Genomic DNA, 14321 nt, shown 5'->3' on the forward strand with positions numbered 1-14321 from the left:
CGCCAGCGGCGCGCGGAGAAGTCCGGCGTCCGCCCGGGAAACTACCAGCGGCAGGGCGGGAGCGGTGCGCCGTCCTCGACCTCCGGGCCAGCCAACGTAGAAGTCCTGATAGCCGCTCACCCGCAGGCGGGTGACGAGGTTCTCGAGCGGGAGAAAGCCTTTCTCCAGATACAGGCGGGTCTGCTCCTCCACGGGCGTCTGCACGAGGAAGACGTCGCCGGGCTGGAGGTCCTCGGTGAGCGGGTAGACCGGGATCACCTGGCTCGCGCGGATGCCCAGCGCCCAGTCCTTGGCGATGCGCTCGAGTTGCGAGGCTGCGGGCTTGGTCGTCGAGCACGCGCCCAGGAAGGCGGTCAGGAATGCAGGCAACCAGCAGTGCCTGGAAGAGCCGGTTGTTGCTGTGTTCGCGAGCAGGTCTCAGCTGGCCGGATGCACGGAATATCGTCGCGCGGTTCCCGTTGTCAACGACGCGAGGCCCGCACGATCGTGCTATGCCGCATCGCATATGTCTGGGGTTATCCTCCAGCTGTACCCCCGTGGACTTTCCCGCTTCGGTCGTCAGGCGCCGCGCCGGCCTCGATTCATTCGTCTCACTGCAGCACGCCATGCCCGCCAAACCTCAGCTCGACTGGGTACTTCGACGTCATCTCGCCTTTTTCCTATTTCCAGCACGAACGCCTGAACGAGGTGGAGGCCGTGGCGGATGTGCGCCGCGTGCCGGTGCTCTTTGCCGGTCTGCTGCAGCACTGGGGGCAGCTGGGTCCGGCGGAGATCGCGCCGAAGCGCCGGTTCACGTTCCGCTATGCGGTCTGGTACGCCGACAGGATGGGCATCCCGTTTCGTCTGCCGCCCGGCCATCCGTTCAATCCGATCCGCCTGCTGCGCTTGATGGTGGCGTTCGATGGCCGCGCGGACGTGGTGAGTCGGGTGTTCCGCTTCGTGTGGGCGGAAGGCCGGACTTCGGACGATCCCGAGGCGTGGCGCGCGCTCTGCACGGAACTGGGCGTGGCGGATGGCGACGAGTTCATCGGCAGGCAGACGGTCAAGGACGGTCTGCGCATGAACGGAGAACGGGCGCTGTCGCGCAACGTCTTCGGCGTGCCGACGTTCGTGGCGCCGGACGGAGAATCGTTCTGGGGCGTGGACGCCACGGACATGTTGCTCGATCACCTGAGCGGCGCCCCGGTCATGGGCAGCGCAGAGATGGCGCGGGTGGACGCGCTTCCGGTGGCCAAGAGCCGGCTGACACCGGGCTGAGGCCCGCGGTTTCTTGCCCGTCTTCCCGCTCTCCAGCCCCGCGGACCGGTGCCGATAACAGGGGGCACCCGAAATTTCCCCGATGCCCCATGAGGTTTCCGCGCGCTGTGCTGGCGGCTTGTGCCGCCCTATCGCTTTCCGCTTGCGAAGATTTCCAGGCCGAATCCACCCGCAAGGAGATCTACAAGCTCGCCTTCAGGACCTCGCAGTTTCAGGAGGCGCTCGAGCGCTGCGAGGCGAAGCCCGAGGTGATCGAGAAGCATGACCACATCTGGAACAAGAACTTCGATGCCGCGGCCAAGTGGTTGGACGTCGAGCGGGAGGTGATCTCGGAACGTCAGAAGGCGGGACGCGACGCGCTGGGCGAAGACACCGAGCTGGGTTGCAAGGTGGTGCTGAAGGCCGTCAAGATTTCCATGAACGCCGCTCGCGAATGGGCGGACCGCATCGAGGAAGAAGACTACTGCGGCATCATGGGTTGCGAGTGACGGCCCACCACTGAGCATTGCCGCGCGACCGGCCCCGGGCGCGACGCCGCCCGGATCCGGCCCCGGAATTTCCCCGCAGAACTACCGCAGGTTCACCACTTCCGCGTCGCGATGCTGGATGCGCGCGGGCAGCACGTCCTTCAGCTTGTTGCGCACTTCGCGCAGGACCTTCTCCGTGCCTTCCCATTCCAGGCAGCCGTCGGTCACCGACACGCCGTACTTGAGCTGGGAGAGGTCCGCGGGGATGGACTGGTTGCCGAAGTGCAGGTTGCTTTCGATCATGGCCCCGATGATGGAGCGGTTGCCTTCCACGATCTGCCCGGCGAGATCGTGCATCACCAGGGGCTGCAGCGCGGGGTCCTTGTTCGAGTTGGCGTGGCTGCAGTCGATCATGATGTTCGCCGGCAGCTTGCTCTTGGCGAGTTCCTTCTCCACCAGGGCCACGGTGACGGAGTCGTAGTTCGGTCCCTTGGAGCCGCCGCGCAGCACGATGTGGCCGTAGCGGTTGCCCGTGGTGCGGATGATCGCGACCTGGCCGCGGGGGTTGATGCCGAGAAAGCTGTGGGGGCGGGACACGGACAGGAGGGCGTTCACCGCCACCGTCAGGCCGCCGTCCGTGCCGTTCTTGAAGCCCACGGGCGTGGACAGCCCGCTGGCCATTTCGCGGTGGGTCTGGGATTCGGTCGTGCGGGCCCCGATGGCGCTCCAGGTGACCAGGTCGCCCAGGTACTGCGGGCTGATGGGGTCCAGGGCTTCGGTGCCGGCGGGCAGGCCCAGTTCGTTGATGTCCAGCAGCACCTTGCGGGCGAGCTGCAGGCCGTGCTCGATCTCGAACGAGTCGTTCATGTGCGGGTCGTTGATCAACCCCTTCCAGCCCGTGGTCGTCCGAGGCTTCTCGAAGTAGACGCGCATGACGATGTAGAGGGTGTCGGAGACTTCGTCCGAAAGCGCCTTCAGGCGGCGGGCGTAGTCGATGGCGGCGACCGGGTCGTGGATGGAGCAGGGGCCCACGACGACGAGCAGGCGGTGATCCTGGCGGTCGAGAATGCGCTCGGTGACGTGGCGGCCTTCGAGAACGGTGCGCTCGGCGCGCTCCGTCAGGGGCACGCGCTGCTTGATTTCTTCCGGCGACGGCAGGACATCCTGCGACGCCACGTTGATGTTGTAGACCCGTTTCTCTTCCATGACTGGACCTCTGTGGCATTGGCGGCCGCCCGGAGGGCGGTTTTTGGCCGATTTTACGTGACGCCCCTGCCGGGCCGGAAGCAACGAATGGCTCAATCGTCTCCCGGCACGGCCGATAAGACCGACAGGCCTTGTCTTTTCGCTGCGTTCACGATGCGTCTCACTGCACTGCTGCTCTCGCTTCCCGCCCTCGGCGCTTTCGGGGCGGACTGGGTTCCCATCTCCAACTTCGCCCGGGAAAAACTGGAGCTGGACCGGGGGTCCATCGTCCGTCAGGGCGATTGGGGAACCGCCTGGGACCGGACCACCTACGAGCCGGGACGTGCGCCGGCGGCGGCCGGCGACGTGGAATTTCGGGTCGCCCGGACGCTGGTGCGCTACGACTGCGCCCGCCGGACGGTCGTGCCGGTGGTGCGGTCGTTCTCCCAGTCCGACGGCCCGGAGATCCTGCGGCAGAACGTGGAAGGGGCGGAACTGCCCCAGCCCGTGGTGCCGGACACCCCACGCGACCGGATGCTGGACATGGTGTGCAAGGTCAAGCCGCCGCCCGAGAAATCCCTGGCGGCCAAACCGGCGGTTCCGGTGGGGCAGCCGTTGCCGGTCGCGTCGGCCAAGGCATCGGCCCCGGCAGGGTCGAAGGCCGAGGCGGCCAAGGAAGACAAGTCCGCCGCGGAACAGGCCAAGGCCGCGGACAAGGGACAAGGCGAGAAGCCGGCGGCGCCCAGGACGGCGAACGCCAAGGAGCCCGACGGGAAGGAAGCGCCACCCAAGGCTGCGGAGGCCAAGCCTGCCGACGGCAAGGCCGCCAAGGCGGAACCGGCAAAGGCGGAGGGCGACAAGGCCGCTGCGGAGAAGAAGGACACTCCGAAGACGGCTGCGGCCTCGCAGGGGCACAAGCCGGTGGAAGGCAAGGGTCCCCCGCCCGGGCACGAGACGCCCAAGGACAAGAACGCCGCGGCCGCGCACGGCAAGCCTGGAGAGAAGACGGCCGAAGCCAGGCCCGCGGACGAACATGCCGGCGCCGACAAGGACGGCCACGACAAGAAGAAGGTCCACTGGTCGTATGCCGGCACCAATGGCGTGCAGCAGTGGCACAAGCTGTCGCCGGAGTTCGCGGCCTGCGCGGAAGGCAAGCGCCAGTCGCCCATCGACATCCGCGATGGCGTGCGGTCGCAGCTCGAGCCCATCGTGTTCAACTACAAGCCGTCGGGCCTGCGCGTGGTGAACAACGGGCACACGATCGAAGTGAAGTACGAGCCGGGCAGCAGCATCACCATTGGCGAGACGACGTATGCGCTGATCCAGTTCCACTTCCACCGCCCCGCGGAGGAACGCGTGAACGGGCGTGCGTTCGACATGGTGGCGCACCTGGTGCACAAGTCGACGGACGGCAAGCTGGCGGTGGTCGCGGTACTGATGATGACGGGCGACGAGAACCCCTTCATCAAGACGCTCTGGAACAATCTGCCGCTGGACGTGGACATGGAGGAACGGCTGGAGAGCGTGAAGATCGACGCCACGAATCTTCTGCCGAAGATCCGCGGCTACTACACGTACATGGGGTCGCTCACCACGCCGCCGTGCACGGAAGGCGTGCGCTGGATCGTGATGCGCACGCCGGTGCAGGTGTCGCGCACCCAGGTGCAGACGTTCGGGCGCGTGTACGAGATGAACGCCCGTCCGGTGCAGGCCACGAACGGGCGGCTGGTGAAGGAAGTGCTGTAGGGAAAGCGGCTCGGGCAGAAACAGCTCCGGGGCAAAGCGCCTCGCGTCCGGTCCGCTCGAGGTTCGTGGCTGCGACGATGCGACAACGCCGCGGCCTTGCTTTCGCGATCGACCGCAGCGGCGGCGTCCGAACAACGAGGCGCTGCCTCGATCCTTGTGACTGCGCGCCCGGCCAAGCTGTTCGCTATGCCGCGTAGGCAGGCGGCGGAACGAACCCGCCGAATTCCTTTTCCAGCATCTTCGCGAACTCGATGCAGGTGAGATCGCCGTACTGCGGCCCGACGATCTGCACGCCCACGGGGAGCCCGTCCGCGGCCTGTCCGGCTGGGGCGACCGTCGAGGGCAGGTAGGCCATGCCCGACAGGCCTGCCCAGAACATCTGCGTCGTCGAGGGCTGACCCGCGCCGTTGACCGGGACCATCCGTTCCCAGCGCTCGCCCTTCTGGTTGTGTTCGAACGCGGTCGATGCGCCGGCCGGACACAGCAGGACATCCCAGTCGCGAAAGAACTCGGTCCACTGTTCGAGCATGCGATGGCGCGCTTCGTCGCATGCGAGCCATTCGCGATGCGTGACCGTCACGCCTTTGAGCATCCAGGATTCGTAGTCGCCGGCATCCGGCCGCACCTTGCCCGCGCGCCGGACGAAGTTGGCGAAGGCCTCGTCCGAGGCCGCGCGGGACGTTGCTGCCCGTAGCAGCCGGATGAACACGCGATGCGCCTCGTGGAGGTCGAAGCCAGGGCGCGCGGTGTCGGACACTTTCGCGCCCAGGCGGCGGGCGCAGTCGGCCACGGCACGGATCTGTTTCTGCACGGCATCGTCGACCGGCGCGGTGTCCGCAGTGGGCAGCACGGCGATCCGCCACTTCTTCCACGGCTTGACCGGCGCCTTGGGCAGCGTCACCTTCCATGCGCTGCCATCGTGGGCGTTGGGGCCGGCGATCAACTTCAACGACAGCTCGAGATCGCGGGCGCTGCGCGCGAGCGGCCCGATGACGGCGATGTCGTTCCCGGTGACCCAGCGCGGAATGCGGTGGCCGTCTCCGGTGCAGATGCCGTAGGTCGGCTTGTGGCCGTAGACGCCGCAGTAGTGCGCCGGGTTGCGGATGGAACCGCCGATGTCGCTGCCCAGTTCCAGGCCGGTGAGACCAGCGGCCAGCGCGGCGGCTGCACCTCCCGACGAACCGCCGGGCACGCGCGCGAGGTTCCACGGATTGCTCGTGGTGCCGTACACCGGATTGAATGTCTGCCAGTCGGCCAGCATCGTCGGAACGTTGGACTTGCCGAAGATGACCGCGCCGGCACCGAGCAAGCGGTCCACCGCGACGGCGTTGCCCGTCGCGATGTTGTCCCGCAGGTCCGGCACGCCCCAGGTGGTGGGCAGGCCGCTCACGTCGAAGGCTTCCTTGACGGTCATGGGGACGCCGTGGAGCGGCCCCCACCACTGTCCCTTGGCCGCCGCCCGGTCCGCGGCGCGGGCGCGCTTTCGCGCGGTGTCCGTGTCCAGCACGCAGAGGGCTTTCAATTCGCCGTCGAAGCGGGACACGCGGTCGAGGTAGTGATCGAGCAGCTCGAGCGCGCCGATCTTGCCGGTGCGGATGAGGCGCGCGAGGCGGTGTGCGGGGAGGAAGGCGGGGTTCATCGCTCGTAGGTCACTTTATCTTCGAGTAGGAGGTCGGCTGCAGGAACAGGTTGGTGATGCGGGCGACGAGCGGGCCGTTGCGCTCGGTCTCGGCGCGCTTCTCGATCCACTCGGGGTCGGCCGCGAAGGCATTCCAGAGGCGCTCGCGCTCGGCGAGGTCCTTCCACTCGAGCAGGTAGTAGAGGTCCATGTTGGAGTCGCCCACCAGTACGGTCCAGAAGCCGGTCTGGCGGATGCCGTGCTTTTCCCACAGCTTGAGAGTGATGGTTTCGAACCGCTTGTTGAGATCGGGCAGGCGGCCGGGCATGCAGTGGTAGATGCGAAGTTCGTGGATCATTTTCAGGGTCTCGCGAAGTTGATGTCGGTTCAGTGAAAGGGATCGAATCGACGTTGATCGAAAGGGGATGGAAGCAGAGCGGCATTGGAGATGCTGGACCGGATCGACGCCTCTGTACACCCACCCCATCCTGTCCTTCCCCTGAAGGGGAAGGGACCTGCTGGTTGCAGTGCTCGTATCGTGGCGAGGGGAAGGGACCTGTTTGCGCATGCTCGGATCGACGCCTCTTCACCCACCCCCATCCTGTCCTTCCCCCTGAAGGGGAAGGGACCTCGGTTGCAGGCCTCGTATCATGGCGGAGGAAGGGACCTGTTTCTTGCATGTCCGGATCGACGCCTCTGTACTACCACCCCCATCCTGTCCTTCCCCTGAAGGGGAAGGGACCTGATGGTTGCAACGCTCTTGTCACCGTGTGAGGAAGGGACCTGCTTCCTACAGCGCTCGTACCGCCACGTGCCGCAGCGGTTCCCGCGCCGCACCGAGCGTGTTGCGCAACGGCCTGCCGAACCCTTCTGCCGAGATCTCGAACACGTCCCCAAGCCGCGTCTCCACCTTCTGCGTGAAGCTGCCCGTGGCGGCGCCGAAGTAATGCACGTGCACGTCGCCCGGCGTGCGGAACTGGCGGTACTTGAAGTGGTGGTGCTCGAGGTTCGCGACCGTGTGGCACATGTTCTCTTCGCCCGAGAGCCACTCCGACGACCAGATGGCTTCGCCGCCGCGCAGCAGCCGCGCCGTGCCCTGCACGCTCGCCGGCAGATCGCCCAGAAGGAGTTCGGGGCCGTAGCTGCTCTCGCGCAGTTTCGAATGCGCGAGGTACAGGTAGTTCTGGCGCTCGGTCACGTGATCGGAGTATTCATTGGCCAGGGCGAAGCCCACGCGCAGCGGCGTGCCGTCGTCGCCGACGATGTACAGGCCGCAGACCTCGACTTCCTCGCCGCCGTCCCTGGCGAAGGCCGGCAGTTCGAGCGCCTGTTCTGGAGCGACGATCCACCGCCCGTCGCCCTTAGTAGAACCACTCCGGCGGCGTGCCGATCTCGCCCGTCGCGGGGCGCCCGCCTTCCACGCCCCACTTGAACATCTTCATGGAGTCGGTGAGCTGGTCCTCGGACTGCTGGATCTTGGCGTGCATCGAATCACGCGCTGCCGCACTGCCCAGATGCGACAGCCCGGTGCCGGTGACGAGCCAGCGCGTGGGGTCCGGATGATCCAGCGGTGGCAGCAGGCGCCCGTTCGCGACGATCTCGTCGTAGTCTGCGAACTTCCCGGACGCCCGGGCATTCACGATGTCCTTGAGCGCGGTTCCCGTGCGCGCCGCCTCGCGGGCCAGGTGGTAGACGCGGTCGGTGCCATCGACGATCTCGAGCCGGTCATCACTGCCGCCGACGCGTCCCACACGCCGCGTGCCTGCGGCATCCATCCACTGTACGAGTCTCACCTTTCCTCCTCCGACACGGTGCTGGTTTTTTCCTGGGGCATTGTAGACCCGCGCCGGGCGCCAACCCGTCAGGTGCGGGCCGGACGATGCGACTTCCACCACGTCACGGTCTCGCGCAGGGATCGCTCGAACGGTGTGGCCTGGATGCCGAACGCCGCCTCGAATCGCGACGAGTCCACCACGAAGTCCGAGTCGAACTCGTAGAGCATCTCGCGCAGTTCGCGCAGCTGCGGATCGAACATTCCCAGCAGGCTCACCACCCAGGACGGCGCAGCCGACAGCCGGGGCGGCACTTCGCAGATCGCAGCGATCTGGCGGATGAGTTCCTTCGTGCTCACCGCCGGCGCATTGGGCACGTGCCAGATGCTTCCGGCGGCTTCGTCTCGATCCGCCAGGGCGATCAACGCCAGCGCGAAATCGGGCAGGTAGGTGTACGAGTGCAGGCGGGACGGATTGCCCACGACCTGCGCCGCCTTGCGTTCGAGCAGACGCTGGAAGACACGACTTCCCAGCATCGACGCGTCCGTCACTCCAGGGCCGAAGAAGTCCGACGCGCGGCCGATGACGGCGCTCACCTTGCCGGCCCGGTGGCTGTCCATGAGAGCGCCAGCCACTTCGGCGCGGATGCGGCCCTTCACGGTGGTGGCTGTCTCGGGCAGGCCTTCCCGCATGGGACCCGACACGGCGCCATATGAGTAGACGTTGTCGCCATAGACGATCCGCGCACCGGCGGCGGCCGCGCCTTCGATGACGCCGTTCATGAGGGCGGGGAACTCGCGCCAGCGCGGGTAGGGCAATCCGATGCAGTGGTAGACGGCTTGCGCGCCTTGGCAGACTTCGCGGCAGCGCGCGGCGTCCGTGACGTCGGCGGATTCCATCGCGATTCCCGCGTCCAGCGGCTGGCGCGGTTTGCCTGAACGGCTGACCAGGCGCACGGGACGCTTGAGGCGGCTCAGTTCGCGCGCGACGGCGAAGCCCAGCGGACCTGCGCCGAACACGACGTGCGACGGCTCGTTGCTGGCGGGCATGGAGTTCCCCCGGAGGGATCGACGAGGCCCGTATACTCCGTGGAACCGCGCTGCGGATCAAATCCCGATGGGAGGAACAGCATGCATGTAGAAGCCAACGGCATCCGGATTCACTACGAAATGCAGGGGAGCGGCCCCTGGCTCGTGCTGAGCCATTCGCTCGCCTGCTCCACGCAGATGTGGAACGAGCAGGTCAATGCATTCAGTGACCGTTTCCGCATCGTCAATTTCGACACGCGCGGTCACGGCAAGACCGACGCTCCGGCGGGCGAGTACAGCCTCGACATGCTGGCGGACGACCTTCAGGGAATGCTGGACGCGCTGGGCATCAACACGTGCCACTTCATGGGGCTGTCCATGGGCGGGATGATCGGCATGACGCACGCGCTGCGGCACCCCGGGCGCTTCAGCAGCCTCATCCTCTGCGACACGACCAGCCGCTTTCCGCCGGCGGTGGGGCCGGTGTGGGAGCAGCGGGTCAACATGGCGCGGACGCAGGGCATGGGCGCCCTGGTGGATTCCACGCTGGAACGCTGGTTCACCGAGCCCACGCGCAAGTCGCGTCCTGATCTCGTGCAACGCATCGGCGGTCTCATCAGCGCGACTCCCGTGGAAGGCTACGCGGGCTGCTGCCACGCCATCCCCAAGATCGACATCACCTCGAAGCTCGGCGCCATCGACGTGCCCACGCTGGTGATCGTCGGCGACCAGGACCCGAGCACGCCGGTGGAGATGTCGCGGGACATCCAGAAGGCGATTCCCGGTGCGCAGCTGGGCGTGATACCGCAGGCGGCGCACCTGTCGAATCTGGAGCAGCCCGAGGTCTTCAACGCGATGCTGGGGCAGTTCCTGAAGCACAGATGAACCGCTGCCGTCTTGCCGGTCCGCCGCAACCTCCGGCAGGATCGGCGCGAGGCTTCCTCCTACAATCCGGCAGCCCCCGTTCCACGCGCGTCACCACCGCGCGAACCGATCCGGGCTTCCTCGAATCGAGACGCATCTTGAACCGGCACACCATGAAGCTCCTTTCATCCTTGACCATCCTGGCCTGCATCGGGCCCCTGCAGGCCTGGGCCCACCAGGGAGACAACGACAGCGATCACGACGATGGCCTGTTCCTCGACTGCGATCGACTGCCGGCCGATGCGCTGACAGCCGTGCCGAAGCCCGTGGCCGAATACGTGCAGGTCGAATGCTCGGCCGAAGGTCAGAAGCTGGTCGCGGCCAAGGGCTGGCGCTGGCGTTATCCGGCGAGCTGGACGGTGCGTCCCGAGGCGCCTTCCTGGGCGCCCGACGCGTCGCGGCAGGTGATGGGAAAGAAGTACTTCACGCAGTTCCAGGTGGAACCTCTCGGCGGAGAAGCGATTGCCGCGGCCCACCAGAGGCTGCAGGAATCCGCGACGTACCGCTTCTACTTCGAGACCGTTCCGGCGGAGGTCGTCAAGCTCACGGCCGTCAACAGTCACGGCCACACGATGGAGATCTACTTTCCCAAGGAGCGCGAGGAGAAGTACTGGGGCTTCATGTGCGTTCCGTCGTGCCGCCCCGAGTACGCCTTCATGGTCGAACGCTCGGGCAGATAACCCAGGCAGATTCCGCCGGACGAACGTGCCGGCCCCCCAATGTCCGGAGACATTCGCATGGAACTCGACGCAAGCAGGATCCTTCCGACCGACAGCGGTGACGCCCTTCTCGTGGGGCGTGTCTGGATGCCCGGACCGCAGGCAGGCCCCAGCGTGGTGGCCGTGTCGGGCGGGCGCGTCCACGATCTCACGGGCGTGGCGCCCACGTGCGCCGACCTGCTCGATGCGGACGAACCCGCGGCGCTGGTGAGGGACGCCATCGCGTCCGGGAGAAGTGCCGCCATCGGCGAGGTGGGGCCGATTCTGGCGAACTCGTCCGCCGATCGCCACCATCCCGACCTGCCGTACTTTCTGGCGCCTTGCGATCTGCAGGCGATCCGCGCGTGCGGCGTCACCTTCGTGGCGAGCATGCTGGAGCGCGTGATCGAAGAACACGCCAAGGGCGATCCCGCGGCGGCGGAGGACATCCGCGGCACGTTGGGGCGCGAGATCGGCGCGTCGCTCTCGAGCGTGAAGCCGGGCTCTGCCGAAGCCGCGCGGGTGAAGGCGCTGCTCGTGGAGCGCAACCTGTGGTCGCAGTATCTGGAGGTGGGCATCGGGCCCGATGCCGAGGTCTTCAACAAGTCGCAGCCGCTATCCGCCGTGGGCGTCGGTGCGGAGATCGGGATTCTCGAGGCGTCGTCCTGGAACAACCCGGAACCGGAGATCGTGCTGGCCGTGAATTCGCGCGGCGCCATTGTCGGTGCCGCGCTCGGCAACGACGTGAATCTGCGGGACTGGGAAGGGCGCAGTGCGCTGCTGCTGGGCCGGGCCAAGGACAACAATGCAAGCTGCGCGATCGGCCCGTTCATCCGCCTGCTCGACGGCAAGTTCACGCTCGACCGTCTGCGCGGGCAGAACATCGAGGTGGAAGTGGCCGGGCCGGAGGGCTTCCACGTGCAGGGGCGCTATTCGCTCACGCAGATCAGCCGGGACCCGGCGGATCTGGCCTCGCAGGCCATCGGACTCAATCATCAGTATCCGGACGGCCTCATGCTGTTCCTCGGAACCGCCTTCGCGCCCACTCAGGACCGCGAGGCCCCGGGCCGGGGATTCACGCACCGGGTGGGTGACGTGGTCACCGTTCGCTCGGCCGATCTCGGAACGCTGGTCAACCGCGTCAACTACTGCCACCGCATCCCGCCCTGGACTTACGGCGTCGGGGCGCTGATGCGCAATCTCGCCGACCGCGGCCTCATCTGATCCGGGGAAGGGCCGATCCATGCAGGCGGTCGCCACGGAGGTCTGGCCGGTGGCGCCAGACCTTCCTCAAAGGCCGTCGAACCACTCCGCCATGCGCTGACGCGTGGCGGCATCGGGCAGGCGTCCAAGGCCTGCCCGCAGGTTGTCCTCGGTGTGTTCCTTCTTTCTCGATGCCGGGATCACGCACGTCACGGCAGGGTGGGACACGATCCACTTCAGGAAGTACTGCGCCCAGGACGTGCAGTCGAACTGGCTGGCCCACTCCGGCAGCGGCTTGCCGCGCACGCGGGAGAAGAGGGATCCCTGCGCGAACGGCCGGTTGACGATCACTGCCACGCCCAGTTCCGCCGCCAGAGGAAGCAGCCGGTCCTGAGCGTCCCGTTCGGCCAGCGAGAAGTTGAGCTGGACGAAGTCCCAGACCCGCATGCGCAGCAGCCGCTCCAGCTCGGCATAGGCGCCCGAGTGGTAGTGGGTGATGCCCAGATAGCGCACGCGGCCCTTCGCTTTCCACGCCTCAAGCGTTTCGAGATGCGTGCGCCAGTCCTGCAGGTTGTGCACCTGCATGAGGTCCATGCGGTCGGTGCGCATCCGGCGGAACGACTGTTCCATCTGCGCGATGCCCGCGTCCTTGCCGGTGGTCCAGACCTTGGTCGCGAGGAACAGCTGCTTGCGCAGATCCAGCCGGGCCGACAGTTCTCCTGCGATGGATTCGGCGTTGCCGTACATGGGGGAGCTGTCCACCACCGAGGCGCCATGCGCGACGAAGGCGCGCATCACGTCCTCCAGCGGCGCCAGGTCCTGCGCATTGGCGTCCACGTCGAACACCTGGTAGGTGCCCAGGCCGATCATGGGCAGCATCTCCGAAGAGGAGGGAATGGCGCGGCGGGCGATGGTCTGCATCCTTGTCTGGCTCCGGGTGTCACGGGCCGCGAGGCCCAGGGCGAGTGCTGCGGTCCGGTTCAGCATCCGCCGCCGGCCGGGGTCGGGAATCGTCTGTGTCATGAGGTCGCTCCCTCTCTTCGATGTCCAGGATTCTGCGTGTGCGTCCGAGGCGCCAGCCGATCAGGATGCCCGCCAGCGCGGCCGGCAGGGTCAGGAACGCGAGCGTACCTCCTGCATGGCCGGCGGCGCGCAGCGCATCGGTGATCCAGCTCGAGACGGCATCCGCTCCTCTGAACACGGCCGTGTCGATGAAGTTCTTTGCCTTGTACTTCACGGCACGAGGAAGCACGGTGAACAGCATTTCGCGGGCCGGCCGCGCGATGGCGTACTCGCCGGCCCGGCGAAGCACGCCGAAGATCACGAGCACCGCCAGTACGGGAGACAGGCCCAGGGCGATCAGTCCGAGGGCGGTGAGGAACGGCAGCAGCATCAGCGCGACCGACAGGCCGAACCGGCGCACCAGCGGCGCCAGGCCGAACACCTGCGCAAGCGCCGTCAGTACGTTCACGGCCAGATCCACCCTGGCGAAGAACGCCGTGCGCGCTTCGGCGGTGGGGAACGCATCCTTCACGATGCGCGTCTGCTCGAAGTACAGCACGGTGCCGACGAAGGAGTGCAGAGTGAGGAACACGCAGAACCACAGGAGATAGGGAGAGCGCAGCACCAGCATCAGACCTTCCCATGCGGATCCTCCGGTGGCCTCGCCGCCGGCGGGCCGCGGTCCGTGCCGGGGCGGCCGGCGCAGCAGGGGAATGCTCGACGACAGGGCGGCGGTCAGGAGCATTGCCGAGATGAGCAGCAGATCCGCAATCCCCGTCGTGGCGACCAGTCCTGCCGTCAATGCAGGCCCGGCCACCGCGCCCAGCGTGCCTCCCACGGCAATCACTCCGAAGACTCGCTCGGCCTGTGCGAGATCGAAGAGATCCGCCATGAGGCTCCAGAAGAGCGACACGGCAAAGAGATTGAAGACGCTCACCCAGACGAAGAAGACCGCGGCGATTTGCCGCACCTCGGAAGGTTCCTGCATCGCAACACGAAAGGCGAGCATGTGGCAGACGAAGAAACCCAGTACCAGCGGCACGAGAAGGGCGCGGCGGAATCGCGACACCAGCCAGCCGAACAATGGCATGAGCAACAACATGCCGGCGAACGTCGCCGAGAACAGCCACTTCAGCGATTCGGTCCCCATCTGCACGGCCATTTCGTCCCGTACGGGACGCAGGACGTAATAGCTGCAGAGCAGCAGAAAGAACATCGTGCCGGCGGCGAAAACGGTTCTTCGTTCGTCCGGAAGAACCGGGCTCAACTTGCTGCGGTGCGAAAGATTCGGCATGTAAGAGATCGGTAACTTCCCTTATGGGGTATGGTAAAACTCTCCGAACAATCATCCGAATAATGCTTGCGTCTTGATTGCAGGCGCGTATTATTCGCGCGTGTTGGGGAGAGGTGGTCGTCGGTGC

The 14321-nt window shown here is 66.6% G+C and carries 13 protein-coding genes and 1 pseudogene; 6 read left to right on the top strand and 8 right to left on the bottom strand.

Annotated elements, in window-relative coordinates; translation table 11 throughout:
• Positions 1 to 369: hypothetical protein (locus IPK20_08145; GenBank protein MBK8016687.1), on the bottom strand; the 369-nt coding region annotated here is incomplete at its 3' end.
• Positions 370 to 486: 117 nt separating this feature from the next.
• Here IPK20_08145 and IPK20_08150 point away from each other — a divergent pair.
• Positions 487 to 1257, top strand: coding sequence for a 2-hydroxychromene-2-carboxylate isomerase (locus tag IPK20_08150; GenBank protein ID MBK8016688.1), 771 nt, complete (start codon positions 487 to 489; stop codon positions 1255 to 1257).
• A gap of 89 nt (positions 1258 to 1346) precedes the next feature.
• Complete coding sequence (locus tag IPK20_08155; GenBank protein ID MBK8016689.1) at positions 1347 to 1745, top strand: hypothetical protein; 399 nt, start codon at positions 1347 to 1349, stop codon at positions 1743 to 1745.
• Between the two features lie 81 nt (positions 1746 to 1826).
• On the opposite strand, the gene IPK20_08160 is transcribed toward IPK20_08155, so the two are convergent.
• The gene (locus tag IPK20_08160; GenBank protein MBK8016690.1) at positions 1827 to 2930 is read right to left on the bottom strand and encodes a 3-deoxy-7-phosphoheptulonate synthase; all 1104 of its coding nucleotides are present in this window, start codon (positions 2928 to 2930) and stop codon (positions 1827 to 1829) included.
• 153 nt (positions 2931 to 3083) lie between these two features.
• Between IPK20_08160 and IPK20_08165 the strand changes: the two genes are divergently transcribed.
• Positions 3084 to 4655: a carbonic anhydrase family protein gene (locus tag IPK20_08165; protein MBK8016691.1), complete on the top strand. Its 1572-nt coding sequence runs from the start codon at positions 3084 to 3086 to the stop codon at positions 4653 to 4655.
• A gap of 184 nt (positions 4656 to 4839) precedes the next feature.
• Here IPK20_08165 and IPK20_08170 read toward each other — a convergent pair whose 3' ends face one another.
• The 4 genes and pseudogenes from IPK20_08170 to IPK20_08185 form a co-directional block, all read right to left on the bottom strand.
• Positions 4840 to 6294 carry an amidase gene (locus tag IPK20_08170; GenBank protein ID MBK8016692.1) on the bottom strand — a complete coding sequence of 485 codons (1455 nt, stop codon included), beginning with the start codon at positions 6292 to 6294 and terminating at the stop codon, positions 4840 to 4842.
• Between the two features lie 10 nt (positions 6295 to 6304).
• The gene (locus tag IPK20_08175) at positions 6305 to 6631 is read right to left on the bottom strand and encodes an NIPSNAP family protein (protein MBK8016693.1); all 327 of its coding nucleotides are present in this window, start codon (positions 6629 to 6631) and stop codon (positions 6305 to 6307) included.
• A gap of 432 nt (positions 6632 to 7063) precedes the next feature.
• Positions 7064 to 8066: pseudogene (locus tag IPK20_08180) on the bottom strand (FAH family protein).
• 68 nt (positions 8067 to 8134) lie between these two features.
• The gene (locus tag IPK20_08185) at positions 8135 to 9094 is read right to left on the bottom strand and encodes an NAD-dependent epimerase/dehydratase family protein (protein ID MBK8016694.1); all 960 of its coding nucleotides are present in this window, start codon (positions 9092 to 9094) and stop codon (positions 8135 to 8137) included.
• An 81-nt stretch (positions 9095 to 9175) separates the two neighbouring features.
• On the opposite strand from IPK20_08185, the gene pcaD reads away from it, so the two are divergent.
• From pcaD to IPK20_08200, 3 genes are all read left to right on the top strand, one after another.
• Positions 9176 to 9958, top strand: coding sequence for a 3-oxoadipate enol-lactonase (gene pcaD, locus IPK20_08190; GenBank protein MBK8016695.1), 783 nt, complete (start codon positions 9176 to 9178; stop codon positions 9956 to 9958).
• Positions 9959 to 10095: 137 nt separating this feature from the next.
• Positions 10096 to 10677 carry a hypothetical protein gene (locus IPK20_08195; GenBank protein MBK8016696.1) on the top strand — a complete coding sequence of 194 codons (582 nt, stop codon included), beginning with the start codon at positions 10096 to 10098 and terminating at the stop codon, positions 10675 to 10677.
• A 57-nt stretch (positions 10678 to 10734) separates the two neighbouring features.
• Positions 10735 to 11919 (top strand): fumarylacetoacetate hydrolase family protein, encoded by a 1185-nt coding sequence (locus tag IPK20_08200; protein MBK8016697.1) that lies wholly within the window; start codon positions 10735 to 10737, stop codon positions 11917 to 11919.
• Between the two features lie 66 nt (positions 11920 to 11985).
• Here the strand turns inward: IPK20_08200 and IPK20_08205 are convergent, their stop codons facing one another.
• On the bottom strand, positions 11986 to 12921 hold the full coding sequence (locus tag IPK20_08205; GenBank protein MBK8016698.1) for an aldo/keto reductase: 936 nt from the start codon (positions 12919 to 12921) through the stop codon (positions 11986 to 11988).
• Positions 12839 to 14116 carry an MFS transporter gene (locus IPK20_08210; GenBank protein MBK8016699.1) on the bottom strand — a complete coding sequence of 426 codons (1278 nt, stop codon included), beginning with the start codon at positions 14114 to 14116 and terminating at the stop codon, positions 12839 to 12841. The genes IPK20_08205 and IPK20_08210 overlap by 83 nt, the downstream gene beginning before the upstream one ends.
• Between the last annotated feature and the right edge of the window lie 205 nt (positions 14117 to 14321).

It is taken from the genome of Betaproteobacteria bacterium, from assembly GCA_016713305.1.
GTDB lineage: Bacteria > Pseudomonadota > Gammaproteobacteria > Burkholderiales.

Coding starts and splice junctions, on each gene's coding strand:
- IPK20_08165 (MBK8016691.1), top strand. CDS start 3,084: ATGCGTCTCACTGCACTGCTGCTCTCGCTTCCCGCCCTCGGCGCTTTC.
- IPK20_08155 (MBK8016689.1), top strand. CDS start 1,347: ATGAGGTTTCCGCGCGCTGTGCTGGCGGCTTGTGCCGCCCTATCGCTT.
- IPK20_08185 (MBK8016694.1), bottom strand. CDS start 9,094: ATGCCCGCCAGCAACGAGCCGTCGCACGTCGTGTTCGGCGCAGGTCCG.
- pcaD (MBK8016695.1), top strand. CDS start 9,176: ATGCATGTAGAAGCCAACGGCATCCGGATTCACTACGAAATGCAGGGG.
- IPK20_08175 (MBK8016693.1), bottom strand. CDS start 6,631: ATGATCCACGAACTTCGCATCTACCACTGCATGCCCGGCCGCCTGCCC.
- IPK20_08200 (MBK8016697.1), top strand. CDS start 10,735: ATGGAACTCGACGCAAGCAGGATCCTTCCGACCGACAGCGGTGACGCC.
- IPK20_08170 (MBK8016692.1), bottom strand. CDS start 6,294: ATGAACCCCGCCTTCCTCCCCGCACACCGCCTCGCGCGCCTCATCCGC.
- IPK20_08210 (MBK8016699.1), bottom strand. CDS start 14,116: ATGTTCTTTCTGCTGCTCTGCAGCTATTACGTCCTGCGTCCCGTACGG.
- IPK20_08160 (MBK8016690.1), bottom strand. CDS start 2,930: ATGGAAGAGAAACGGGTCTACAACATCAACGTGGCGTCGCAGGATGTC.
- IPK20_08205 (MBK8016698.1), bottom strand. CDS start 12,921: ATGACACAGACGATTCCCGACCCCGGCCGGCGGCGGATGCTGAACCGG.